At 69.3% G+C, this 23,167-nt stretch carries 21 protein-coding genes and 1 tRNA gene; 9 read left to right on the forward strand and 13 right to left on the reverse strand.

Going from position 1 to position 23,167, the window contains the following annotated elements:
* Positions 1–9: 9 nt before the first annotated feature.
* From FHW84_RS05455 to def, 5 genes are all read right to left on the reverse strand, one after another.
* A complete protein-coding gene (locus FHW84_RS05455) occupies positions 10–969 on the reverse strand; it encodes a glycosyltransferase (protein WP_167253192.1) in 960 nt (319 codons plus the stop codon).
* Positions 970–976: 7 nt separating this feature from the next.
* A complete protein-coding gene (locus tag FHW84_RS05460) occupies positions 977–2,710 on the reverse strand; it encodes a glycosyltransferase family 39 protein (protein WP_167253194.1) in 1,734 nt (577 codons plus the stop codon).
* Between the two features lie 89 nt (positions 2,711–2,799).
* Positions 2,800–4,095 carry a 16S rRNA (cytosine(967)-C(5))-methyltransferase RsmB gene (gene rsmB, locus FHW84_RS05465; protein WP_167253196.1) on the reverse strand — a complete coding sequence of 432 codons (1,296 nt, stop codon included), beginning with the start codon at positions 4,093–4,095 and terminating at the stop codon, positions 2,800–2,802.
* Complete coding sequence (gene fmt / locus FHW84_RS05470; RefSeq protein ID WP_208399639.1) at positions 4,092–5,018, reverse strand: methionyl-tRNA formyltransferase; 927 nt, start codon at positions 5,016–5,018, stop codon at positions 4,092–4,094. The genes rsmB and fmt overlap by 4 nt, the downstream gene beginning before the upstream one ends.
* Before the next feature lie 11 nt (positions 5,019–5,029).
* On the reverse strand, positions 5,030–5,539 hold the full coding sequence (gene def / locus FHW84_RS05475) for a peptide deformylase (RefSeq protein ID WP_167253200.1): 510 nt from the start codon (positions 5,537–5,539) through the stop codon (positions 5,030–5,032).
* Positions 5,540–5,730: 191 nt separating this feature from the next.
* Between def and FHW84_RS05480 the strand changes: the two genes are divergently transcribed.
* The 7 genes from FHW84_RS05480 to FHW84_RS05510 all read left to right on the forward strand — a co-directional run bounded on the left by FHW84_RS05480 (position 5,731) and on the right by FHW84_RS05510 (position 16,769).
* Positions 5,731–6,855 carry a LysM domain-containing protein gene (locus tag FHW84_RS05480; RefSeq protein ID WP_167253202.1) on the forward strand — a complete coding sequence of 375 codons (1,125 nt, stop codon included), beginning with the start codon at positions 5,731–5,733 and terminating at the stop codon, positions 6,853–6,855.
* 77 nt (positions 6,856–6,932) lie between these two features.
* Positions 6,933–8,069 (forward strand): DNA-processing protein DprA, encoded by a 1,137-nt coding sequence (dprA, locus tag FHW84_RS05485; RefSeq protein ID WP_167253204.1) that lies wholly within the window; start codon positions 6,933–6,935, stop codon positions 8,067–8,069.
* 136 nt (positions 8,070–8,205) lie between these two features.
* A complete protein-coding gene (locus FHW84_RS05490) occupies positions 8,206–10,722 on the forward strand; it encodes a DNA topoisomerase I (protein ID WP_167253206.1) in 2,517 nt (838 codons plus the stop codon).
* Positions 10,723–11,295 carry a Sua5/YciO/YrdC/YwlC family protein gene (locus tag FHW84_RS05495; protein ID WP_167253208.1) on the forward strand — a complete coding sequence of 191 codons (573 nt, stop codon included), beginning with the start codon at positions 10,723–10,725 and terminating at the stop codon, positions 11,293–11,295. It begins immediately after the preceding gene.
* A gap of 190 nt (positions 11,296–11,485) precedes the next feature.
* Complete coding sequence (locus FHW84_RS05500) at positions 11,486–12,850, forward strand: AMP-binding protein (protein ID WP_167253210.1); 1,365 nt, start codon at positions 11,486–11,488, stop codon at positions 12,848–12,850.
* 77 nt (positions 12,851–12,927) lie between these two features.
* Positions 12,928–14,208, forward strand: coding sequence for a phosphoribosylamine--glycine ligase (purD, locus tag FHW84_RS05505; RefSeq protein ID WP_167253212.1), 1,281 nt, complete (start codon positions 12,928–12,930; stop codon positions 14,206–14,208).
* A 686-nt stretch (positions 14,209–14,894) separates the two neighbouring features.
* Positions 14,895–16,769 carry an MFS transporter gene (locus FHW84_RS05510; RefSeq protein WP_167253214.1) on the forward strand — a complete coding sequence of 625 codons (1,875 nt, stop codon included), beginning with the start codon at positions 14,895–14,897 and terminating at the stop codon, positions 16,767–16,769.
* 16 nt (positions 16,770–16,785) lie between these two features.
* Here the strand turns inward: FHW84_RS05510 and ampE are convergent, their stop codons facing one another.
* The 8 genes from ampE to FHW84_RS05550 all read right to left on the reverse strand — a co-directional run bounded on the left by ampE (position 16,786) and on the right by FHW84_RS05550 (position 21,926).
* Complete coding sequence (ampE, locus tag FHW84_RS05515; RefSeq protein WP_167253216.1) at positions 16,786–17,655, reverse strand: regulatory signaling modulator protein AmpE; 870 nt, start codon at positions 17,653–17,655, stop codon at positions 16,786–16,788.
* 103 nt (positions 17,656–17,758) lie between these two features.
* Positions 17,759–18,751: an NAD(+) diphosphatase gene (gene nudC / locus FHW84_RS05520; RefSeq protein ID WP_167253218.1), complete on the reverse strand. Its 993-nt coding sequence runs from the start codon at positions 18,749–18,751 to the stop codon at positions 17,759–17,761.
* Between the two features lie 13 nt (positions 18,752–18,764).
* Entirely contained in the window at positions 18,765–19,142 is a 378-nt protein-coding gene (erpA, locus tag FHW84_RS05525) for an iron-sulfur cluster insertion protein ErpA (protein ID WP_167253220.1), read from the reverse strand.
* Between the two features lie 58 nt (positions 19,143–19,200).
* On the reverse strand, positions 19,201–19,629 hold the full coding sequence (locus tag FHW84_RS05530) for a polymer-forming cytoskeletal protein (RefSeq protein WP_167253222.1): 429 nt from the start codon (positions 19,627–19,629) through the stop codon (positions 19,201–19,203).
* The gene (locus FHW84_RS05535; protein WP_167253224.1) at positions 19,616–20,365 is read right to left on the reverse strand and encodes a DUF6776 family protein; all 750 of its coding nucleotides are present in this window, start codon (positions 20,363–20,365) and stop codon (positions 19,616–19,618) included. The genes FHW84_RS05530 and FHW84_RS05535 overlap by 14 nt, the downstream gene beginning before the upstream one ends.
* A gap of 133 nt (positions 20,366–20,498) precedes the next feature.
* Positions 20,499–20,969 (reverse strand): bacterioferritin, encoded by a 471-nt coding sequence (gene bfr, locus FHW84_RS05540; protein ID WP_167253226.1) that lies wholly within the window; start codon positions 20,967–20,969, stop codon positions 20,499–20,501.
* 138 nt (positions 20,970–21,107) lie between these two features.
* Positions 21,108–21,305: a (2Fe-2S)-binding protein gene (locus tag FHW84_RS05545; protein WP_167253227.1), complete on the reverse strand. Its 198-nt coding sequence runs from the start codon at positions 21,303–21,305 to the stop codon at positions 21,108–21,110.
* Between the two features lie 66 nt (positions 21,306–21,371).
* The gene (locus FHW84_RS05550) at positions 21,372–21,926 is read right to left on the reverse strand and encodes an RNA pyrophosphohydrolase (protein WP_167253229.1); all 555 of its coding nucleotides are present in this window, start codon (positions 21,924–21,926) and stop codon (positions 21,372–21,374) included.
* A 190-nt stretch (positions 21,927–22,116) separates the two neighbouring features.
* Here FHW84_RS05550 and FHW84_RS05555 point away from each other — a divergent pair.
* Both FHW84_RS05555 and FHW84_RS05560 read left to right on the forward strand, forming a co-directional pair.
* Positions 22,117–22,193: transfer RNA gene (locus tag FHW84_RS05555), tRNA-Met, on the forward strand.
* A gap of 254 nt (positions 22,194–22,447) precedes the next feature.
* Entirely contained in the window at positions 22,448–23,122 is a 675-nt protein-coding gene (locus tag FHW84_RS05560; RefSeq protein WP_167253231.1) for a hypothetical protein, read from the forward strand.
* The last annotated feature ends 45 nt before the right edge of the window (positions 23,123–23,167 follow it).

Consider the following 23,167-nt stretch of genomic DNA (forward strand, 5'->3'; position numbering starts at 1 on the left):
CGGTGGGCATCAGGGCAGGGCGGCGATGGCGGCGCGCAGGCGCGCGGGCCAGTCGGCGCGGTTGGTGTCGTACCAGCCGCGGGCGGCGCGGCCGAGCTGTTCGGCGGTGCTTGCGTCCATGGCGATGCAGCGTTCGATCGCGGCGGACATGGCTTCATCGGCGTAGCCGTAGAGCGTGGCGAGATCCTGCCTGCCCTCGCTGCGCGCCGGCACCAACACGCCGCGTTCCGCGGTCACCAGCTCGTTCATCGGTTCCGCGTCCAGCGTCACCACCACCGCGCCGCAGCTCATCGCCTCGACCAGGTAATGGCCGTAGCCTTCAGTCTGCGACGGGCACAGGTGGAAGCGGTGTTCGTTCTGCAGCCGGCGATAAGCTGCGTCGTCCAGATGCTCGCGCAGCAGCGTGACGTTTGCCGGCAGCGCGCCGATATCCACGCGCTTGCGCCGCCATGCCACGGTGAGCTGCGGCCACGACGGATGCGCGGCCCACAAACGCAGCAGCGCTTCGGTACCTTTGTTGCCGCTGCGGCCCGGGCCATGGAAGAACGCATGCTTGCGCGGCACCGAGGCATCCAGCCGGTCGGGACTGGTGAAGCCGATGTACTGCGTGCGCGCACCGAGCGCGCCGAACAGGCGTTCCGCATGGCGCGTCTTCACCCACACCGCATCCATCGCGGCGAGATGGGCGCGGTCGAACGGGCGGAAATATTCGGGGTTCGGAATCACCACGTTGCGCCGCGCACCGCGCAGGAATTCGGGGCGGATGCGTTCCAGCATCAGGTTGATGTCCTGCGCCGGCGCGCGCCAGGCCAGGCGCAGCCGCGTCGCCCATTCGGCGAGGCGGCCGCGATGCGGCAGGCCGCTGAGCGTGACGTCGTTGCCGGCCTCGCGCAGCGCCTCGGCCAGCAAGGCCATGTCGCGGCTGAGGCCGGCGCCGTTGTCGCGTCCGATCAGGTCCAGGCGCGCCATGGGGCGGTCACTCGGAATCGGCGGTACTGGCCGGCACGCGGTCGACCTCTTCGTTCGGCGTGCAGCCCGGGATCACCGCGTCGGCCTTGAACAGCCACCACTCGCGGCGGTTGGCGTGGCCGAGGCTGATCGCCTTGCTGCGGTCGACGCACTTGTCCATCACGCCGTCCAGCGCGAACAGCCAGCGGTGCGCCGGCGCCTGCGCCTGCCACTTCACCGCCGCCGCGTACTGCTCGTGCCAGGGCACGGTGAAGCCGAAGTCGGTGGCGGGACGGTCGAGCATCAGCAGGTTCTGTTCCTTCCACGCGACCAGGCCCAGCTCCTCGTCGGCCGGCACGCGCGCACGCACGTCCTGCATCAGCGCGGCGGCGGAGCTGGAATCGTTGAGCAGCGGATACGCCCACAGGCCCCAGGCCAGCCACATCGCCGCCATGCCGCCGCACACCGCCCACACGGCGTGGCGCAGGCGCAGCGCGGCGATCAGCACCAGCTGCACGGCGCCGATGGCGACGAACATCCACCACAGCGCGTGGCCGCCGTCGTCGAAGCCGCGCGCGGTGGCGAACTCGGTGGCGAACTTCGGATGCGCGATCAAGGCGGCCGCGCCGACGCCGAGCATGGCCGCGCCCATCACGCCGATGAACACCAGGCCCGCGATGCGCAGCCAGCGCTTCTGCAGCAGCTCGTGCAGGAAGGGGCCGGTGATCAGCGCCAGCATCGGCAGCGCCGGCATGATGTAGACGTCGCGCTTGCCCTTGGGGATGGCGAAGAACACCAGGATCAGCACGATCCAGCCCAGCGGCAGCAGGATGCGCGCGTCCTTCGCCTTCAGCCGCTGCCACCAGCGCGGCAGCGTGCCCGGATAGGTGAGCGACAGCGGCAGCCAGCTGAACAGCACGATCGGCACGTAATAGAACGGCGAATGGTGGTGGTCCCACGACTTGCTGTAGCGGCCGGCGGTCTGGTGAAACAGGATGTCGTTGACATAAGCCGTATAGGCCGGATCGTTGCCGTGCGCCTTCGCGCCCAGCAGCATCGGCACCAGCCACAGCGCGATCGCCGCCAGCAGCGCCACCAGGCCCAGCGGCCAGCGCCACCACGCGCCCGGACCCATGCGCGACACGCCGTCCCAGCCGCCGCGCCATGCCACCAGGTAGGGCAGCAGCATGAACAGCGCGAGCACGCCCACGCCCTTGGTGATCACGCCCAGGCCCGCGCAGAAACAGCCGAACCAGAACGCGCGCCAGTTCGGTCCCTTGAGCAGATGCACCAGCAGGCCCCAGTTCGCCGCGGTGATGTAGAACATCACCAGCGGATCGATCTGCGCGCGTTTCACCTGGTAGACGAACTGGAAACTCACCAGCAGCGCCGCGGCCGCATACAGGCCGGCCTGCCGGTTCCACAGCCGCCGGCCCAGGTCGTAGACCAGCAGCAGGGTGCCCAGCGCGGCCAGCAGCGACGGCAGCAGGAAGGCCGCGCGCCAGCTGCGCAGCACGGTGTAGCTGGCCGCTTCGGTCCACATCAGCATCGGCGGCTTGTCCGAATACAGCTCGCTGCCGCGATGCGGGAACAGCCAGTCGCCGCTTTCCACCATCTGCTTGGCGGCCAGGGTGAAGCGCGGCTCGTCCGACGGCCACGGGTCGCGCAGGCCGATGCCGGCGCCGATCACCACCACGGCGAAGATCAGCAGCAGCCAGAAATAGCGGCGTTCCTGGGGAGTGGCTTGCGAGGCAACGGGCATGCGTGGACTTCCGGCGGCGGCGCCGCGACGTAGCGATGGGTGTAGCGTTTTTTAAGCCGGGCGCCTTATCGGGCGCTTAGGCGCGCCGGTCAGGCCCGTTCGAGCACGGCATAGTACATGCCGTCGAGGTCCCCATCCCCGGGGAGAACCTGCCAGCCCAGCGCCGCCGCCTGCCCCGCGGGCAGGGTGAACGCGGCCGACCTTGCTTCGGGCTGGCTGGCCAGGAACGCGCCGACCACCGCTTCGTTTTCCGCCTTCAGCAGCGAGCAGGTCACGTAGACCAGCCGTCCGCCCGGCGCCAGCAGCGGCCACAGCGCCTGCAGGATGCGGCGCTGCTGCGCGGCCAGCGCGGCGATGTCGCTGTCGCGGCGGTGCAGGCGCACGTCCGGCCGGCGGCGCAGGACGCCGGTGGCCGAGCAGGGGGCATCGATCAGGATGCGGTCGAACGGACGGCCATCCCACCAGGTATCCGGGGCGCCGGCGTCGCCGATCACCACGTCGGCGTCGAGGCCGAGGCGGTCGAGGTTCTGGCCGATGCGCCTGGCGCGGCCGGCGTCGGATTCGAGCGCGATCAGGTCGAGCCGGGCGCGTTCGAGCAGATGGCAGGCCTTGCCGCCGGGGGCGGCGCAGGCGTCGAGTACGCGCAGCCCGTCGCGCACCTCGGCCAGATCCGCCGCGGCCTGGGCGGCGCCGTCCTGCACGGCGAAATGGCCTTCGGCGAAGCCGGGCATGCGGGTGACGTCGGCGCTGTGCGGCAGCACGATGCCGTCGGCCAGCCAGGCGTGGGCCTCGGCGGTATAGCCGGCGGCGCGCAGGCGTTCGAGCAGGTCGTCGCGGCCGCTGCGGCGGCGGTTGGCGCGCAGCATCAGCGGCGGCTCGATATTGTTCGCGGCCATCACCGCGTCGGCCTGTTCCGGCCAGTCGCGGGCGATGGCCTTGGCCAGCCAGGCGGGGTGCGCGTGGCGGGTCTGCGGCTTGGCGTCGAGCGCGGCCAGCAGCTCGGTGCGCTCGCGCTGCCAGCGGCGCAGCACGGCGTTGACCAGCCCGGCCATGCGCGGCCGCTGCAGCGCGCGCGCCGCCTGCACGGTGGCGGCGACGGCGGCGTAGTCGGGCAGCTCCAGGATCTCCAGCTGCACCAGGCCCAGCACCAGCAGGGCGTGCACGGCCGGTTCCTTCTGGCGCAGCGGTTTCTCCAGCAGGCGGTCGATGGCGGCGTCGAAGCGCAGCCACCAGCGCGCGCCGTCGCTGACCAGGGCGGTGAACAGGGCGCGGTCGCGCGGGTCGGGCAGGCGCGGGGCGTAGCGCTCGGTGGCGTCGCGCTGCGAGGCGCCGCGCAGGGCGACTTCAGCGAGGGCCTGGGCGGCCAGGGCGCGGGTGTCGGTCATCGGGCGCTGCGCAGTTCGGGCCGCGCATTGAGATAGTCGGCCGCGCCGATGCGCTTGCCGCCGGCGCGCTGCAGCGCGGTCACGCGCAGGGCGCCTTCGCCGCAGGCGATCTCGATGCCGTCGCGGCCGGCGGACAGCACGCTGCCGGGGGCGGCGGCGTGGTCGCGCGCGATGGCTTCGGCGGCCCAGATGCGCAGCGGCTCGCCGGCGATCTCGCCTTCGGCGACGGGCCAGGGATCGAAGGCGCGGACCTGGCGTTCCAGGCTGAGCGCGTCGCGCTGGAAATCCAGCTTCGCCTCGGCCTTATCCAATTTGTGCGCGTAGGTGACGCCGTCTTCCGGTTGCGCGCGCGGGCTCGGCGTTTCGCCGGCCATGGCGCGGCGCAGGCCTTCGGCCAGCACCTCGGCGCCCAGCGCCGAGAGGCGGTCGTGCAGGCTGCCGCCGGTGTCGGCGCGTTCGATCGGCGTGCGGCGTTCCAGCAGCACGGGGCCGGTGTCCAGGCCCGCTTCCATCTGCATCAGGTTCACGCCGCTTTCGGTGTCGCCGGCCAGGATCGCGCGCTGGATCGGCGCGGCGCCGCGCCAGCGCGGCAGCAGGCTGGCATGCACGTTCCAGCAGCCCAGGCGCGGCAGGGCCAGCACCTTGCGCGGCAGGATCAGGCCGTAGGCGACCACCACCATCAGGTCGGCCCGCCAGGCGGCGAGCGTGTCGCGCGCTTCCTGGCTCTTCAGCGATTCGGGCTGCTCCACCGGGATGCCGGCCGCCAGCGCGGCCTGCTTCACCGGGCTGGGCGTGAGCTTGCGGCCGCGGCCCGCGGGGCGGTCCGGCTGCGTATACACGGCAACGACCTCGGCGCCGCTGGCGCGGCAGGCTTCCAGGCAGGGGACGGAAAACTCGGGCGTGCCGGCGAAGACGACGCGCAAGGGCGCGCCCGTCAAGCGCTGGCCGCCTGCTTGCGCTGCTTGTCCAGGCGCTTGAGCAGCATGGAGCGCTTCAGCGGCGACAGGTAATCGACGAACACCTTGCCGGCCAGGTGATCCATCTCGTGCTGGATGCACACCGCCAGCGGGCCTTCCACGTCGAGCACGAACTCCTTGCCGTCGGCGTCCTGCGCCTTGACCTTGATCTTCAGCGCGCGGGTCACGTCGGCATAGATGCCGGGGAAGGACAGGCAGCCCTCCTGGTACACCTGGGAGCCGTCCTTTTCCAGGATCTCGGCATTGATCAGGGCCAGCGGCTCGTTGCGCCCGTCGCTCATGTCCGCCACCAGCACGCGCCGGTGCACGTTGACCTGGGTGGCGGCCAGGCCGACGCCGTTGGCGGCATACATGGTTTCGAACATGTCGGCGACGAACTGCTTGAGTTCTGCGTCGAACACGCGCACGGGCTCGGCCTTGGTGCGCAGGCGGGGGTCGGGGAATTCGAGAATGGTCAGGGTCGACATTTGGTGTACACCTCGGCGCCAAAAATGCGGGCGAATCGGTGAAAACCCAGCCCGGGCGCGATCTAGAATGAGCCTTATTGTACGTCGGCAACCCCGTGTCTGGCAGAGGATTCTGCCAACTGGCTCTGGTTGCGGGCGTTAAACCATCGGTTACACTCCGCCGAGCATCGGGGGATGGGGGAATCCCGTTTATGATTAGAAAGTCCATCGGGCTGCTGGCCGGCATGCTGGTCACTGTCGCCGTTTACGCTGCCGGCGCTCAATTGCGTTCGGACCACCCCGATTCGTACACCGTGCGCAAGGGCGACACGCTCTGGGCCATTTCGGCGCGCTTCCTCTCCAAGCCCTGGCTGTGGCCGGAGATCTGGCAGGCGAATCCGCAGGTGCAGAACCCGCACCTGATCTATCCGGGCGACGTGCTCAATCTTTCCTTCATCAACGGTCCGCGCCTCGGCCTGCAGCCGCGCGTGCGCGCCGAAGGCGAGCCGATCCCCGCCATCCCGCTGTCCGCGCTGCGCATGTTCCTGAAGGAAACGCGCGTGATGAACTCGGACGAGGTGAAGCAGTCGCCGTACGTGATGGGCTTCGAGGAAGCCCGCCTGCGCGGCACCGTCGGCCAGAACATCTACGCGCGCAACCTCAAGTCCGAGCCGGGCCAGCGCTGGGCGATCGTGCGCCCGACGCATACCTTCCGCGGCTTCAACCAGGACGACCGCAGCGAGCCGTACCCGATGGTCGGCCATGAGCTGGACGACGACGCCTCGGTGGTCACCACCCCGTGGCGCGAAGAATTCCGCAACGACCACCACTACGGCACCGGCACCGACCTGGGCACCGAAGTGACGGTGATCGGCAATGCCGAAACGCTGCGCACCGGCGACGTCTCCACCCTGCTGCTGCTGGATTCCACCCAGGAGATCCGCAAGGGCGATCGCATCATGCCGATCGACGACAAGCCCTACGACCCGTACTACTACCCGCATGCGCCGAAGTCGGTGCCGGACAACTCCCGCGTGATCGCCTTCACCGACGCGCTGGAGGCCGTGGGCCCGCACCAGGTGGTGGCGATGTCGATCGGCGCGAAGGACGGCGTGGAGAACGGCCAGACCTTCTCGATCGTGCATCCGGGCGAGACCATCAACGACGACGTGGCCAGCGACAGCTGGCGCCGCGGCACCGGCAAGGCGGTGACCCTGCCGGAGGAATTCGTCGGCCACGTGATGGTGTTCCGCACCTTCGACAAGGTCAGCTACGGCCTGGTCATGGACGGCATCAAGCCGATCTCGATGGGCGACCGCCTGACGATGCCTGAGTAAGCGCATCGGCATCGGCTGACACAACGGCGCGGCATCGTCCGCGCCGTTTTCGTTTGCGCGGCCCATAAACTGCACGGATGAGCGAAACCGACGCATGGCGCGCCTGGCTGGTCCTGCTGCGCACTCCCGGCCTGGGGCCTTCCACCCTCCGTCAATGGCTGCTGGCCCACGACCGGCGCATCGAGACCGTGCTGGCGCATGCGCCGCGGCGTGCGGCGGCGTTGGGCGCAGATGCAGTGGCCTGGCTGGAGCGGCCGGACGAAGCCCTGATCGCCGCCGACCTGGACTGGCTGGCCCAGCCGGGGCATCGCCTGCTGTGCTGCACCGAGGCGGATTTCCCGCCCCTGCTGGAGGCGATCCCGAACCCGCCCGCCGCGCTGTTCGTCAGCGGCGACGCCGGGCTGCTGCTGTTCCCGCAGGTAGCGATCGTCGGCTCGCGCGGCGCCACCGCCGGCGGGCTGGCGCAGGCGCGGACGTTCGCGCGGGACCTCGCCGTGGCCGGCTTCGTGGTGACCAGCGGCATGGCCGACGGCGTCGACGGCGCGGCCCACCTGGGCGCGCTGGATGCCGGCCGGCCCACGGTGGCGGTGGTGGGCACGGGCCTGGACCGGGTCTATCCGCGCAAGCATCTCGCCCTGGCGCACCGGATCGCGCAGGAAGGCGTCCTGGTCAGCGAATTCCCGCTGGGCACGCCGGCCGTGGCGGGGCATTTCCCGCGGCGCAACCGCATCCTGTCGGGCCTGGCCCTGGGCACCCTGGTGGTCGAGGCGGACCTGGAATCGGGCTCGCTGATCACCGCCCGCCTGGCCGGCGAGCAGGGGCGGGAGGTATTCGCGCTGCCCGGCTCCGTCCATAATCCGCAGTCCCGTGGCTGCCACCAGCTGATCCGCGACGGCGCCCGGCTGGTCGAAACGGCGGCCGAAGTGGCCGAGGTGCTGGCGCCGCAGGCGCGCGCGCTGGGCGCGGAACTGGCGGCGCGGCTGCAGGATGCGCCACCGGGCCGGGCCGTTCAGGCCGCCCAGGCGGGCTGGAGCGGCGACCCGGAGTACGGCCAGCTGCTGGCCGCCCTGGGCCACGACCCGGCCAGCCTGGACGAGCTGGCCGGCCGTACCGGGCAGTCCGCCGCCGCCTTGTCGTCCATGCTGCTGATGCTGGAGCTGGAGGGCGTGGTCGGCAGCCTGCCGGGCAATCGCTACCAGCGCCTGCCGGGCTAGCCGGGCTGGATGGCCGAAATGGCTCCATGCCTCGTTTTCACGAGACCGAGCTTGACGGCGTTGGCGCGGCATGCCTTTAACTAAATAAAGAAGGCCCGCCAAAGTGCGGGCCGTTGGCTTCTGGAAACCCCGCTGCATGGCAAAGAATCTGCTCATCGTCGAGTCGCCCGCCAAGGCCAAGACGATCAACAAGTACCTGGGCAAGGACTTCCAGGTCCTGGCCTCCTACGGTCACGTGCGTGACCTGAAGCCGAAGGAGGGCGCGGTCGATCCGGACCATGGTTTCGCCATGGCCTACGAGATCATCGAGCGCAATCAGAAACACGTCGATGCCATCGCCAAGGCGGCCCAGGCGGCCGACGACATCTACCTCGCGACCGACTTGGATCGCGAAGGCGAGGCGATCAGCTGGCATATCAGCGAGATCCTGCAGCAGCGCGGCCTGACCAAGGGCAAGCAGCTGCACCGCGTGGTGTTCTCCGAGATCACCCCCAAGGCGATCAAGGCCGCCGTGGCCCAGCCGCGCCAGCTCTCGCACGACCTGGTCGACGCCCAGCAGGCGCGCCGCGCGCTGGACTACCTGGTCGGCTTCAACCTGTCGCCGGTGCTGTGGCGCAAGGTGCAGCGCGGCCTGTCCGCCGGCCGCGTGCAGAGCCCGGCGCTGCGCATGATCGTGGAGCGCGAGGAAGAGATCGAAGCCTTCGTCGCCCGCGAGTACTGGACCGTCGAAGCCGCGCTGCGCCACCCCGAGGGCGACTTCAGCGCGCGCCTCACCCGCCTGTACGGCAAGAAGTTCGAGCAGTTCGACCTCACCAACGAGGCCGACGCCATGGCTGCCCGCGCGGCGCTGAAGGAAGCCGCGCACGGCCGCCTCACCGTCAGCGACGTCGGCAGCAAGGAGCGCAAGCGCCGCCCGGCGCCGCCGTTCACCACCTCCACCCTGCAGCAGGAGGCCGCGCGCAAGCTCGGTTTCTCCACCAGCCGCACCATGAAGGTGGCGCAGGGGCTGTACGAGGGCGTGTCGCTGGGCAGCGAGGGCAACGTCGGCCTCATTACCTATATGCGTACCGACTCGGTGGCGCTGTCCGAGGACGCCGTGGGCGAGCTGCGCCAGCTGATTGCGCGCGACTACGGCAACAAGGCGCTGCCGGACCATCCGCAGGTCTACAAGTCCAAGTCCAAGAACGCGCAGGAAGCGCACGAGGCGATCCGCCCGACCTCGGCCATGTACACGCCGCGCGAGGTGGCTTCGTACCTCAACGACGAGCAGCGCAAGCTGTACGAGCTGATCTGGAAGCGCACCGTCGCCTGCCAGATGATCCACGCCACGCTCAACACCGTGTCGGTGGATTTCGCCCTGCCGCATGCCCAGGGCGGTGAGGCGGGCTTCCGCTCCACCGGCACCACCGTGGTCGACCCGGGCTTCCTGGCCGTGTACGAGGAAGGCCGCGACCAGAAGAGCGCCGAGGACGACGACGAAGGCCGCCGCCTGCCCAGGCTGGAAAAGGGCGAGCAGGTCGCGCTGCACGACATCCTGGCCGACCAGCACTTCACCGAGCCGCCGCCGCGCTATTCCGAAGCGAGCCTGGTGAAGTCGCTGGAAGAACACGGCATCGGCCGTCCGTCGACCTACGCCAGCATCATCCAGGTGCTGCTCAACCGCGAATACGTGCTGCTGGACAGCCGCCGCTTCAAGCCCACCGACGTGGGCCGCGCGGTGAGCAAGTTCCTGACCCAGCACTTCACCCGCTACGTCGACTACGACTTCACCGCCAAGCTCGAGGACGAGCTCGACGCGGTGAGCCGCGGCGAGGAAGCCTGGGTGCCGCTGATGGAGCGTTTCTGGCAGCCGTTCAAGCAGCAGGTCGAGGAAAAGACCGAGACCGTCGACCGCAGCGAGGCCACCGGCGCGCGCGAGCTGGGCACGGATCCGAAGACCGGCAAGCCGGTGTCGGTGCGCCTGGGCCGCTATGGGCCGTATGCGCAGATCGGCGACAAGGACACCGACGAGAAGCTGCAGTTCGCCAGCCTGCGTCCGGGCCAGAGCATGCACACCATCACCCTGGAAGAGTCGCTGGAGCTGTTCAAGCTGCCGCGCAAGCTCGGCCAGGCCGAGAACGGCGACGAGGTGTCGGTGGGCGTGGGCCGCTTCGGCCCGTTCGTGAAGCAGGGCAGTACCTATGCCTCGCTCAAGGCCGAGGACGACCCCTACACCATCGAGCTGCCGCGCGCGCTGCAGATCGTGCAGGAGAAGCTGGAGCTGATCGCCAACCGCGTGATCCAGGACTTCGGCAACGGCGTGCAGGTGCTCAACGGCCGCTTCGGTCCCTACATCACCGACGGCGAGAAGAACGCGCGCATCCCGAAGGACCAGGACCCGAAGACCCTGACCGAGGCGCAATGCATCGAACTGCTCGCCGCGGCGCCGGTGAAGAAGGGCCGCGGCGGCGCCAGGAAGGCAGCGGCGAAGAAGGCCGCGCCGGCAGCGAAAAAGGCGGCCGCCAAGAAGGCTCCGGCGGAAAAACCGGCGGTGAAGAAGGCCGCGGCCAAGAAGACGACGGCCACCAAGACGGCAGCCAAGAAAACCGCGGCGAAGAAAACCGCCACCAAGAAAGCCGCCGCGAAGAAGCCCGCAGGCAAGGCCAAGGCCTGAGTGGCCCGGCACTTCGCGCTCGATCAGCTCGACGATGCCGCCGCGCTCCTGCGCGGCGGCGGCGTGCTGGCCTATCCCACCGAGGCGGTGTTCGGCCTGGGCTGCGATCCGCATGACCGCGCGGCGTTCGAGCAGATCTTCGCCTTGAAGCAGCGCCCGCCTACCCAGGGCGTGCTGCTGATCGCGGCTGACTTCGCCCAGGTCGAGCGCTACATCGCCCGCGCCGCGGTGCCCGATGAAGTGATGGAGCAGGTCCGCGCGAGCTGGCCCGGACCGAATACCTGGATCTTCCCGCGCTCGGCCGAAGTGCCCGAATGGGTGGCCGGCGCCCACAGCGGCATCGCCCTGCGCGTCACCGCGCACGAGCCCGCCGCCGCGCTGTGCCGCGCCTTCGGCGGCGCGCTGGTGTCGACCAGCGCCAACCCGCACGGCCAGCCGCCGGCCCGTTCCGCGGCGGCGGTGGAGCGCTACTTCGGCGCCGCGCTGGACGGCCTGCTGGACGCTCCGCTGGGCGGCCTGGAGCGACCCACGGTGATCCGCGACGCGCTCACGGGCGCTATCATCCGCGCCTGACCCGAGCCGGCTCGCCGGCCCGCCTGAATACGCTCTGGACGCTACCGGCGCCAGTGGGGAGGTATTCAGCGGCGGTCGCGAGGATGGGAAGAGCCTCGCCGGGCCCAATCCGCGATCCATTCCGTCGGCCCGGTTTTCCGGGGCGGCTCCATGGATGCGTTGCCGGTGAACAGTACGGGGAGAACACCGCTTGGCCATTGTCTACGACAGCTACCGCCACGATCCGGCCAGCACCGGCCTGCCGCTGCTGGTGGCCGGCCATGCGGCGCGCACGGTGGCCTGGCGCGGCGCCGCGGCGGTGGGCGCCGCGCAGTTCCTGGCGCACGTGCAGCAGGTGGCGGCCGGGCTGCCCACCGCCACCGCGGCAGTGAACCTGTGCGATGACCGCTACGCCTTCCTGGTCGCGTTCTGCGCCATCGCGCTGCGCGGCCAGGCCAACCTGCTGCCGTCCTCGCGCCAGCCGCAGGCGGTGATGGAAGTGATGGCGGCGCACCCGGGCAGCTACGCGCTGGGCGAACTGGCGCTGGATGCCCCACCGCCCGGCTACCGCCTGATGCCCGTGCTGGACGCGCCCGCCGCCGACGGCGAAACGCCGGCGCCGCTGATTCCGGCCGAGCAGGTGGTGGCGATCGGCTACACCTCCGGTTCCACCGGCGTGCCGAAGGCCTACCCGAAGACCTGGCGCAGCTTCCACGCCAGCAACGCCGGCAACATGCGCGCGCTGCGCGCCGTCGTCGGCCCGCGTTTCGACGTGGTGGCCACGGTGCCGCCGCAGCACATGTACGGCATGGAGGCCTCGGTGCTGCTGCCGCTGCTGGGCGACGTGGGCGTGCATGCGGCGCGGCCGTTCTTCCCGGCCGACGTGGCCGACGCGCTGGCGCAGACGCGCGGCCCGCGCGTGCTGGTGATCACGCCGATCCATCTGCGCGCCCTGATCGAATCCGGCGTCGCGTTGCCGCCGATCGCCGCCATGATGTCGGCCACCGCGCCGATGCCGGCGGAGCTGGCCGCCGCCGCGGAACAGCGCTTCGGCGCGCCGCTGCTGGAAGTGTTCGGCTCCACCGAAACCTGCGTGATCGCCTCGCGCCGCGCTGCCGCGGACGAGCCCTGGACGCTGTACGACGGCGTGCGCCTGCATCCGCAGCCGGACGGCACCCTGGTCGACGCGCCGCAGCTGGACCAGCCGATCGCCCTGGCCGACATCGTCGCCCTGCAGGACGAGGGCCGCCGCTTCCGCCTGTGCGGCCGCCATGCGGACCTGTTGGAAATCGCCGGCAAGCGCGCTTCGCTGGGCGATCTCACCCGCCGCCTGCTGGCGGTGCCGGGCGTGCGCGACGGCGTGGTGTTCCAGCTCGACGGCGACGCCATCGGCGTCAAGCGCATCGCCGCCCTGGCGGTGGCGCCGGGGCTGGACGAGCACGGCATCCTGGAAGCCCTGCGCGGCTCGGTGGAACCGGTGTTCCTGCCGCGCCCGCTGCGCCTGGTCGACGCGCTGCCGCGCAACGAGACCGGCAAGCTGCCGCGCAGCGCGCTGATGGAGCTGATCGGCCGCTGAGGGCCGCCTGGGCGGTCCCGCCCGCTACAATGTCGCGCTGCGCCGTGCAGGCGCATCCCTTCGTAGTGGAGCAAGGCATGAAAGTTCTGGTCATCGGCAACGGCGGTCGCGAACACGCGCTGGCGTGGAAGCTCAAGCAGTCGCCGCGCGTGAGCGAGGTGATCGTCGCGCCCGGCAACGCCGGCACGGCGCGCGAGCGCGGCCTGCGCAACGCGGACGTGGCGGTGACCGACCTGGACGGCCTGCTCAAGCTGGCGCGCGAGGAGAAAGTCGAGCTGACCGTGGTCGGCCCCGAAGTGCCGCTGGTGGCCGGCGTGGTCGACAAGTTCCGCGCCGCCGGCCTGCGCATCTTCGGGCCGCGCGCGGTCGCCGCGCAGCTGGAAGGCTCCAAGGCCTTCGCCAAGGATTTCCTGCTCCGTCACAACATCCCCACCGCGCGCTACGCGGTGTTCACCCAGCTGGAACCGGCGCTGGCCTATGTGCGCAAGCACGGCGCGCCGATCGTGATCAAGGCCGACGGCCTGGCCGCCGGCAAGGGCGTAGTGGTGGCGCTCACGCTGGCCGACGCCGAACTCGCGCTGCACGACATGCTCGGCGCGCACAGCTTCGGCGATGCTTCGGCGCGCGTGGTGATCGAGGAATTCCTCGACGGCGAGGAAGCCAGCTACATCGTGATGAGCGACGGCAGCCACGCCCTGCCCATGGCCAGCAGCCAGGACCACAAGCGCCGCGACGAGGGCGACCTCGGCCCCAACACCGGCGGCATGGGCGCGTACTCGCCCGCGCCGGTGGTGACGCCGGAGGTGGAGCGCCGCATCCTCAAGGAAGTGATCGAGCCGACCCTGCACGGCATGGCCGCCGAGGGCGCGCCGTTCATCGGCTTCCTCTATGCCGGCCTGATGATCGACCAGAGCGGCGCGCCGAAGGTGATCGAATTCAACGTGCGCTTCGGCGACCCGGAAACGCAGCCGATCATGCTGCGGCTGAAGTCCGACCTGGTCGAGCTGATCGAAGCCGCGCTGGACGGCGAGCTGCGCCACACCACCGCGCATTGGGACCCGCGCCCTTCGATCGGCGTGGTGATGGCCGCGGGCGGCTATCCGGGCAAGGTGCGCAGCGGCGATGCGATCACCGGGCTGGATGCCGTGTCCGGTCCGGACGCCAAGGTTTTCCACGCAGGCACGAAGCTCGATGCGCAAGGCCAGCCGGTGACGGCCGGCGGCCGCGTGCTGACGGTATGCGCGCTGGGCAAGGACATCGCGGCGGCGCGCGAGCAGGCCTATGCGGCGGTGTCGAAGGTGCATTTCGACGGCGCGTTCTGCCGGCGCGACATCGCGCACCGCGCGCTGCACCGCTGAGCGCGTAGGTTGGGGTGAGCCAAAGGCGAACCCCAACATGGCCAGGCTCATCGAACCGTTGGGGTTCGCCTTTGGCTCACCCCAACCTACGCCGCTTTTGCGACAACATTTCTGCGGAGTGAAGAAGAGCTCTCAGGTTTCTCCGACCCTTAGCTCACCGCTCCGCCCGGCCCCTCACCCCGACCCTCTCCCCGGTGGGGAGAGGGAGATGTAGGCCGAGGCGAAAATCGAACCAGGAGCATGCGGCGCAGCCGCGGCGTTCCGCTTGTGCGCTTCTGCTCTTGATCTACCGGGTCCCCTTGGCGCCGGCGGTGAGGGCTGGACGAAAAGGCCCCGCAGGGGGCGAGGACAGGACGTCCTCGCCTTTTTGACTCGGGCAGGATGCCCGATCAAAAAGCCCGGCCAGCCCTCACGGACCCGGAGCAGCTTTAGCTGCGGAGGGCGCCAAGCAGGGTGCACTTTCTTCTTGGTTACTTCTTCTTTGTGCACGCAAAGAAGAAGTAACTCGCCCCGCGGCAGCGGGGCGAAACACTCGCCAAAGGCGAGACATCCTGGCGACGGATTCCAGCTTCCTCCGGAATGACGAGGATGGAGTGGTGAGGCAAGCTTTGTCCCCCGCCCAGCCCTCTCCCCGGAGGGGAGGGGAGCCGGTAGGCTATGCCGTCGCTCTGACGCCAAGGACCTGCATGAGCCAGTTTTCCCTGCTGGGCAGCCGCCGCTTCGCGCCGTTCTTCTGGACCCAGGCGCTGGGCGCGTTCAACGACAACGCGTTCCGCAATGCCATGGTCATGCTGGTGGCGTTCCAGATGGGGCTGGACGACCGCACGGTGTCGCTTTACACCAGTCTGGCGCCGGCGCTGTTCATCCTGCCGTACTTCCTGTTCTCGGCCACGGCGGGGCAGCTGGCGGAGAAGTACGAGAAGACGCGCATCATCCGCTTCGTCAAGCTGTTCGAGATCGGCGCGATGCTGCTGGCGGCGATCGGCTTCTATACGCATCACGTGTCGCTGCTGCTGGTGGTGCTGTTCCTGATGGGGCTGCACTCGACCGTGTTCGGGCCGATCAAGTACGCGATCCTGCCGCAGGCGCTCAAGCCGCAGGAGCTGGTCGGCGGCAACGGCCTGGTGGAAATGGGCACGCAGCTGGCGATGCTGGTCGGCATGATCGCCGGCAATGCGCTGATGCTGATCGTGGGCTTCGGGCCGGTGGCGGCTTCATCGCTGACCATCCTGGTGGCATGCATCGGCTACTTCGCCTCGCGGCAGATTCCGTCGGCGCCGGCCACCGCGCCGGACCTGCGTTTCAGCTGGAATCCGTACACCGAGACGGTGAAGGTGCTGAAGCTGACCCGTGCCGACCGCGCGGTGTTCAACGCGGTGCTGGGCATTTCCTGGTTCTGGTTCTTCGGCACCGTGCTGATCTCGCAGCTGCCGAACTACACGCGGTTGAACCTGGGCGGCGACGGCTCGGTGAACACGCTGGTGCTGACGCTGTTCTCGATCGGCACGGGCATCGGTTCGCTGCTGTGCGAGCGCATGTCCGGGCGCCGCGTGGAAGTGGGCCTGGTGCCGCTGGGCGCATTCGGCCTGACCGTGTTCGGCGTGGACCTGTACTTCGCGCGCTCCGGCCTGGCGCCGATGCATGGGCTGGACTGGACGGCCTTCCTGCATTCGCCCGGCAGCTGGCGCATCGCGCTGGACCTCACCCTGGTGGGCATGTTCGCCGGCTTCTACGTGGTGCCGCTGTTCGCCTTCGTGCAGAGCCGCGCGCCGCGCGAGCAGCTGTCGCGCATCATCGCGGGCAACAACATTCTCAATGCGCTGTGGATCTGCGTCGCTTCCGGCTTCGGCCTGGGGTTGGGCGCGGCGGGGCTGACGCCGGCGCAGATCTTCCTGGCGACGGCGCTGTTGAACATCGCGGTGGCGATGTACATCTTCACCCTGGTGCCCGAGTTCCTGATGCGGTTCATCACCTGGGTGCTGGTGAACACGCTGTACCGGGTGCGCGTGGACGGCACGCAGCACATTCCGGAAGAAGGCCCGGTGCTGCTGGTGTGCAACCACGTGAGCTTCATGGACCCGCTGCTGCTGATGGCGAACCTGCGCCGGCCGGCGCGCTTCGTCATGTACTACAAGATCTTCAACATCCCGCTGCTCAACTTCGTGTTCCGCACGGCGAAGGCGATTCCGATCGCGGGGCAGAAGGAAGACCCCGAGGTGCTGCGCAAGGCGTACGAGGAAGTGGATGCGGCGCTCGCCGACGGCGAAGTGGTGTGCATCTTTCCGGAGGGCGGGCTGACCAAGGACGGCGAGGTGGCGACGTTCCGTCCCGGCGTCGCGCACATCCTGCAGCAGCGTCCGGTGCCGGTGGTGCCGATGGCGCTGCGCGGACTGTGGGGCAGCGTGTGGAGCCGGCGCGACAACATGCTGCGGCGCGCGCGGCTGCCGCGGCGTTTCCGTGCACGGGTGGAGCTGGTGATCGGCGAACCGCTTGCGCCCGCCGAGGCGCAGCTGTCGGTTCTGGAAGCGCGGGTGCGCGAACTGCGCGGCGACAAGGCCTGAAGCGCGAGCCGGCGGCTCAGTGCAGCCAGCCGGCCAGCACGATCAGCGCCACCACGCTCATCCACGCCAGCAGCGCGCGCAGCAGCGCGCCGCGCAGGCGGCGCAGTTCACCGAGCACGTCGATGCGTTCCTCGGCATAGCCGTCGCCGGCTTCGATATCCACCTCGATATCGGCACGCGCGGCGGCGCCCAGAAAGCCGGGGCCTTCGCGCAGCCAGCTGCCGGGAATGGCCTGCTGGTGCCACTGGCGCCAGGCGCCGATCACCGCGTCCCAGTGGCCGACCAGGGCCAGGGTGAACACCATCAGCTGCGCGGGCACCCAGTCCAGGCCGTGGGCGATGCGGCGGGCCATCGATTGCGCGTCGGTGTCCAGGCGCAGGGTGGCGTCGCTGCGCAGCGTCTGCGCCAGCCGGTACAGCAGCGCGCCGGCCGGGCCGAGCACGAAGAACCAGAACAGCACGCCGAAGCGGCGGCGCAGCGCGGCGTAGGCGACGGCTTCGCCGACGGCGACGGCGTTCCAGGCGATCGGTTCGCCCTCGTCCGACAGCGCCTGCACGGCGGCCTGGCGGCTGACGCCGTCCGGCGCCTTGAGGATCGCTTCCAGATCCGCTTCGTAAGCATGCGGCCCGAAGCAGTACAGCAGCACCGCGAGCGAGAACACCAGCAGCACCAGGTCGCGCATCGGCAGCAGGCTGATCAGCCAGATCGCCAGCAGGCACAGCACCACCGGCACGGCCAGCGCGATCACCGTGCGGCCGGCGCCGCTGGCGTCGCCCAGCTGCGCCACCCAGCGCCGGAAGCCGCCGTCGCCGCGCCAGTGCGCGAGCGCCGGCTGCAGATGCAGCAGGCCGAGGGCGATAAGAGCGGTGAGCAGGCTGACGGCCATCGGTGGGACTCCCTTGCGTTGGCCGCATTGTAGCGAGGAGCGTGCGACAGCCGTGCGCCTGGCGGGCAGGCCTTTCTTTATACGTCGTTGGTGATGCGCGGCTTCAGCGCGCCGGCGTGGTCCGCGCCGCGTGCGCCTGTTCGACCAGCGTGTCGAGGTCCAGCCCCGCGCGCCACTGCAGCCAATGCGCGAGCAGGTGGTACGACACCGACAGGCGCGGCGACGGCAGGAAGCTGCCGTCGTTGAGGCCGTCCACGATCTGCCGCGGGGTGAACCAGAGGGCGTCTTCGAGTTCGTCGTCGCGCAGGCGGATCGCCGGCGACACTGCCTTGGCCATGAAGCCGACCATCAGCGAGGCCGGCAGCGGCCACGGCTGCGAGGAGTGGTAATGCACCTCGCCCACCACCACGCCGGATTCCTCGGCGACTTCGCGGCGCACCGCGTCTTCCAGCGCCTCGCCGGGTTCGACGAAGCCGGCCAGGGTGGAATAGCGCCCCGGCGGCCAGCCGGCCTGGCGGCCGAGCAGGCAGGCGCCTTCGTGTTCCACCAGCACGATGATCGCCGCGTCGGTGCGCGGGAAATGCAGGCGGCCGCAGTCGGCGTTGGTGCATTGCGCGCGATGGCCGGAAGCGACCAGCACCAGCGGCGCGCCGCAGCGCGCGCAGTAGCGCGTCTCGCGCTGCCAGTGCGCCAGGCCCTTGGCGTAGGCGAACAGGCCGGCCTCGTCGGCGGGCAGGCGCAGGCCGGCATCGCGCAGGTTGGCGCGGCGGGCGTCGAGCGGGATTTCCAGCGCGGCGGCGCGTTCGGCGTCGTCCAGTGCCAGCAGGAAGTGCGGACGGTCGTCGGCGAAGCCGAGCAGGCTGGCGTCGATATCGCCGAGCAGGCTGGCGCGCTCGGCGGCGTCGAGCCAGCGCAGCGTTTCGCCGTCCTTGCGCAGATAGGTTTCGCCCAGGCCGTCCAGCAGCAGGTAGCGCGCTTCGGGCGAGGCGCCCTGTTCGGCCACCCAGGCCAGTTCCTCGCGCCGCTCGGCGACGCGGTCCAGGATCAGGCTGAGGCCGGCGAAGGTGTTGGGCCGCGGCAAGGTCTTGCTGTCCATGCCCGGGAGGCCTTTAGGCGGAGAAGGAGGAGCCGCAGCCGCAGGTGGTCTTGGCGTTGGGATTGCGGATCACGAACTGCGAGCCGCTGAGGTTTTCCGCGTAGTCGATCTCGGCGCCGGTGAGATATTGCAGCGAGAGCGGATCCACCAGCAGGGTGACCCCCTCGCGCTCCAGCGCGAAGTCGTCCTCGGCCTGGGCCTCGTCGAAGGTGAAGCCGTACTGGAAGCCCGAGCAGCCGCCGCCGGTGATGTAGACGCGCAGCTTCAGCGAAGGATTGCCTTCTTCCTGGATCAGCTCGCGCACCTTGTGCGCGGCGGCCTCGGTGAACACCAGCGGTGCGCCGGCGCTGCGGTAGTCGGGAACGGTGGGGAAGGGAACGACGGTATCCATCGCGATCACATGGGGCTGCGGCGGGCGATGCGCAAGGATACCGCGTTTCGGGCCGGCCTCAGGCGGGAACGGGTTCGCCCAGTTCTTCCGGCGACGGCAGCTCGCGCGGGGCCTCGCCGGTGCGGTGCGACATGCGGCCGTTGACCTGGGCGCCGGCGGCCATTTCCAGGGTCTTGTAGTGCACGTCGCCGTGGATGCGCGCCTGCGGCGCCAGTTCCAGGCGCTCCTCGATGTGGATGTCGCCCTGCACCTGGCCGTTGATGATGGCGTGGGGCACGCGGATGTCGCCGTGCACCTGGCCCGATTCGCTCAAGGTGAACACGGCATCCGGGCCTTCGCCCAGCACGGCGCCTTCGATGCGGCCGTCCAGGTGCAGCGCGCCATTGAAGCGCAGGTCGCCCTGGATCACCGTGCCGCGGGCGATCAGGCTGGTGTCGTGGGAGGTGCTGCTGCTGGTGCGCTCGGTGCGCTGCTTACGGTTGAGCATGGGAATCCCCTGGTTTGGTGAGAGTGCCGCCGACGGCATCGGTCCAGGCGACCGTGCGGCTGACCGCATCGTCGCCCGCGGGCTGCGCGCTGACGTACACGCGATTGGGGCGGAAATCCGCCGGCAGCACGATGGTGGCGTGCAGTTCCTGGAAATACTTGAGGCGAAACGGCAGGCCATCCTTCTGCGCGGTGTCGCCGAGCGCGGCCCAGTCCAGCCGCACCACCTTGTCGCCGCGCAGGCCTTCCACGCTGAGCGTGGCGGTGCCGCTGGTGTCTTCGCCACGCTTGGCGTTCTGGGTGAGCGAGACGGTGAGGTTCCAGCCCTGGGTGCCTTCGATCGGCTGCACCCGCACGCTCTGGATGCGCAGGCCGCCGCGCTGGGCGTCGCCGCCGACCAGGCGGCCGTAGAAGTCGAGGTCGGCGCGCAGGCCGCTGATTTCCTCTTCGCGCTCGGCCAGCGTGGTGCGCAGCGAGCGGTTGGCGATGTCGTTGACCTGGGCGGCGCGCAGCTGGTTGGTGACCTGCTGCTTGAGGTCGTCGTTCTCCCGGCTCAGCGCCTGCACCTGGCGGTGCTCGCTGGCCGCGGGCGTGCCATGCCCGACCAGCAGGCCGGTGACCAGGGCCACCAGCAGCACGCTGGCGAACCACGCCACGCCCAGCCAGATCCAGCGGCGGCGCTGGCCGGCCATATCGTGCGGTCGCACGACGAAGCGCGGTGGTGGACGTGAAGCCATGCGGGGCCTTCCCGGGAAAAAACACGGTATAGCCGCGGCGTGACAAGAGCGTCAAGGAACGGCCGCACGCTTCGGCGGCCATTCCCTGCATTTCGCGATAATTCCGGGACGTTTATGTCCGGATCGTGACGGATCAGCTGGACATCTTGCTCTGCAGGTAGCGCTCCGCGCCGATGTCCTTGATCAGGCTCTGCTGGGTTTCCAGCCAGTCGATGTGTTCTTCCTCGTCGTGCAGGATGCCCTTGAACATGTCGCGGCTGACGTAGTCGGCGATGCCTTCGCTGTAGGCGATGGCTTCGCGCAGGTCCTTCACCGCGGCCATTTCCAGGTCCAGGTCGCCCTGGATGCATTCGAGCACGTTCTCGCCGATGCGCAGCTTGCCCAGGTGCTGCAGGTTGGGCAGGCCTTCGAGGAACAGGATGCGCTCGATCAGGTGGTCGGCGTGCTTCATTTCCTCGATCGATTCCTTGTACTCGTGCTCGGCGAGTTCGCCGTAGCCCCAGTCCTTGAACATGCGGTAATGCAGGAAGTACTGGTTGATCGCGGTGAGCTCGTTGTAGAGCACCTTGTTGAGGAACTCGATGACCTTGGTGTCGCCCTTCATGGTGTTGTCTCCTGATCGCTGCAGCTGGCGACTATACGGGTCCGTGCCGCGCCATGATGGAACGCAAATAGGAATGCTTCGCTCACACGAAAGCGCCCGCGGCGAACCGCGGGCGCCAACATAGCCGTGGGGACGGTATTAAGCGGTGACGATGGGCAGCTGGAGCAGCACCTGCTCCACCGCCTTGCCGAGCGTGGCGCGCGCTTCCTGCTCGCAGCAGCCGCAGCAATCCGAGCAGCCGGTGCGGGCCTGCAGCTCGGCAAAGGTATGCACGCCATCGGCCGCGGCGCGGCGGATGTCATGGTCAGTAACGGCGTTGCACATGCAGATGTACATGTGGCGTATGGGAACGCAAATGCGAATGATTGTCAACTTACGTGCCCGGATGCCCGGGCCAGGCATTCAGGCAGCTTGGCAGCCCGGACCGCCGCCCGGCCGCTCGGCCTCTTCCTGCCGGGGCAGGTTGCCGAGCTGGATGCTCAGCAGGGTCTCGACCATGGGCGCGAACTGGCGCAGCGCCCGCTCGTAGACCTGGCGCTTGAAGTTCACCACGTGGTTGGCCGGATACCAGAAATCCACCCAGCGCCAGTGGTCGAACTCGGGTTTCTCACAGCCATCGAGACAGAAGGCCTCTTCGCTGCCGACCAGGCGCAGCAGGAACCACACCTGCTTCTGGCCGATGCACATGGGGCGCTGGTGGTGGCGGATATAGCGGTTGGGCAGCTTGTAGCGCAGCCAGCCGCGGGTCGCGCCGATCACTTCGACGTCGGCGGGGTTCAGGCCGGTTTCCTCGGCCAGCTCGCGGTACATGGCTTCCAGCGGGGTCTCGTCGCTGCGCATGCCGCCCTGGGGGAACTGCCAGCCATCACGATTGACGCGGCGCGCCCAGAACAGGCGGCCGTCTGTATTCAGCAGCACGATGCCCACATTCGGACGGTAGCCATCGACGTCGATCATGTCTTCTCCTAGGTCAGGCGCTTGCCTTGATGCCGGCAACACCTTGTTCCCGCGACCGATTCAACCACAGCCCCGGAAGCACCGGCAAGCGACGCCTGAACCGGAGACTTGAACCCATGGCTAAGGCCGACTAAACTTCCGCGCCCTCGCCCCGGTGCTTCCGCGCCCGCCGGGCGAAAGACCTTACCGTGGCTAGGTAGCTCAGATGGTTAGAGCGCGGCACTCATAATGCTGAGGTCGGCGGTTCGATCCCGCCTCTAGCCACCATTCATTCCTTCGCCGACAGCGGCGAACGGTCAGGAAACCGCGCCAGGCGCGGTTTTTTTGTGCCTGCGATTCCTTGGGCGCTGCACTCATGGGGATATCCCTATCTAGGGTTCGACCTAGCTGGTCGCTGTCCGGTGCCTGCGGATACTTCGCCTACGGCCCGGAGGCGGTCTGCACGGGGCGAGGCCATCGGCGCCGGCAAGGCGCGGCGGAGCGGCCATCCAATCCTTCCCCCTAGATGCAGAGGAATCGCCATGTCGCACGGAATCAGCTTCAACTCGATCGCCAACCCCGTCCTGGACGCCACGGCCACCTCGCTCAGCGGCGGTTCCTCGCTGGTGTTCAACTCGGCGGTGCGCCAGATCGCCCATGAGGCCTTCACCAACGCCATCACGCAGCAGTTCGGCCCCAGCGGCACCCTCGCCAGCGACGCCTTCAATGCCTCGTTCACTGGCGACACCGCGTCGCTCAGCGGCTGGAACGACAGCGCGCTGCCGCAGGCCACCAGTGACGTGATCGCCGCCGCCAACCACCAGGGCCCGAACGGCGCCTACACCGGCGACGCCGACCGCTTCCGCAGCGACCTGCAGGACGCGATGACCAAGGACATCAACAGCATCATCAACAACGAGTCGCTGATGCGCGCGCTGAAGGGCGGTTCCGACAAGGACTCCGACGGCCTCGGCGAAAGCTGGCTGGTGGCGATCGCCAAGGCGATGGGCAAGATGCTCGGCCAGCAGGCGCAGCACCTGGTGGACCTGACCAACCAGATGTCGCAGCACACCGGCAAGGACGATGCGCAGGTATTCCAGCAGCTCAACGCCGAGTTCTCCGCGCAGTCGCAGATGTTCGGCATCCTGTCCAACTCCTTCAGCAACTCGATCAAGACCATCGGCGACGGCCTGACCACGCTGGCGCGCAAGAACTGATCGAACGGCTGCACCGGTTGTTCACACGCGGGGGCTACCATGCCC

Origin of the sequence: Dyella sp. SG562, from assembly GCF_011759495.1 — a bacterium.
GTDB classification, from domain to species: domain Bacteria; phylum Pseudomonadota; class Gammaproteobacteria; order Xanthomonadales; family Rhodanobacteraceae; genus Dyella_D; species Dyella_D marensis.

Excerpts from the sequence above, each read along its gene's own strand:
- FHW84_RS05455 (WP_167253192.1), bottom strand. The coding sequence starts at position 969 with ATGGCGCGCCTGGACCTGATCGGACGCGACAACGGCGCCGGCCTCAGC.
- FHW84_RS05460 (WP_167253194.1), bottom strand. The coding sequence starts at position 2,710 with ATGCCCGTTGCCTCGCAAGCCACTCCCCAGGAACGCCGCTATTTCTGG.
- rsmB (WP_167253196.1), bottom strand. The coding sequence starts at position 4,095 with ATGACCGACACCCGCGCCCTGGCCGCCCAGGCCCTCGCTGAAGTCGCC.
- def (WP_167253200.1), bottom strand. The coding sequence starts at position 5,539 with ATGTCGACCCTGACCATTCTCGAATTCCCCGACCCCCGCCTGCGCACC.
- FHW84_RS05480 (WP_167253202.1), top strand. The coding sequence starts at position 5,731 with ATGATTAGAAAGTCCATCGGGCTGCTGGCCGGCATGCTGGTCACTGTC.
- dprA (WP_167253204.1), top strand. The coding sequence starts at position 6,933 with ATGAGCGAAACCGACGCATGGCGCGCCTGGCTGGTCCTGCTGCGCACT.
- FHW84_RS05490 (WP_167253206.1), top strand. The coding sequence starts at position 8,206 with ATGGCAAAGAATCTGCTCATCGTCGAGTCGCCCGCCAAGGCCAAGACG.
- purD (WP_167253212.1), top strand. The coding sequence starts at position 12,928 with ATGAAAGTTCTGGTCATCGGCAACGGCGGTCGCGAACACGCGCTGGCG.
- FHW84_RS05510 (WP_167253214.1), top strand. The coding sequence starts at position 14,895 with ATGAGCCAGTTTTCCCTGCTGGGCAGCCGCCGCTTCGCGCCGTTCTTC.
- ampE (WP_167253216.1), bottom strand. The coding sequence starts at position 17,655 with ATGGCCGTCAGCCTGCTCACCGCTCTTATCGCCCTCGGCCTGCTGCAT.
- nudC (WP_167253218.1), bottom strand. The coding sequence starts at position 18,751 with ATGGACAGCAAGACCTTGCCGCGGCCCAACACCTTCGCCGGCCTCAGC.
- erpA (WP_167253220.1), bottom strand. The coding sequence starts at position 19,142 with ATGGATACCGTCGTTCCCTTCCCCACCGTTCCCGACTACCGCAGCGCC.
- FHW84_RS05530 (WP_167253222.1), bottom strand. The coding sequence starts at position 19,629 with ATGCTCAACCGTAAGCAGCGCACCGAGCGCACCAGCAGCAGCACCTCC.
- FHW84_RS05535 (WP_167253224.1), bottom strand. The coding sequence starts at position 20,365 with ATGGCTTCACGTCCACCACCGCGCTTCGTCGTGCGACCGCACGATATG.
- bfr (WP_167253226.1), bottom strand. The coding sequence starts at position 20,969 with ATGAAGGGCGACACCAAGGTCATCGAGTTCCTCAACAAGGTGCTCTAC.
- FHW84_RS05545 (WP_167253227.1), bottom strand. The coding sequence starts at position 21,305 with ATGTACATCTGCATGTGCAACGCCGTTACTGACCATGACATCCGCCGC.
- FHW84_RS05550 (WP_167253229.1), bottom strand. The coding sequence starts at position 21,926 with ATGATCGACGTCGATGGCTACCGTCCGAATGTGGGCATCGTGCTGCTG.
- FHW84_RS05560 (WP_167253231.1), top strand. The coding sequence starts at position 22,448 with ATGTCGCACGGAATCAGCTTCAACTCGATCGCCAACCCCGTCCTGGAC.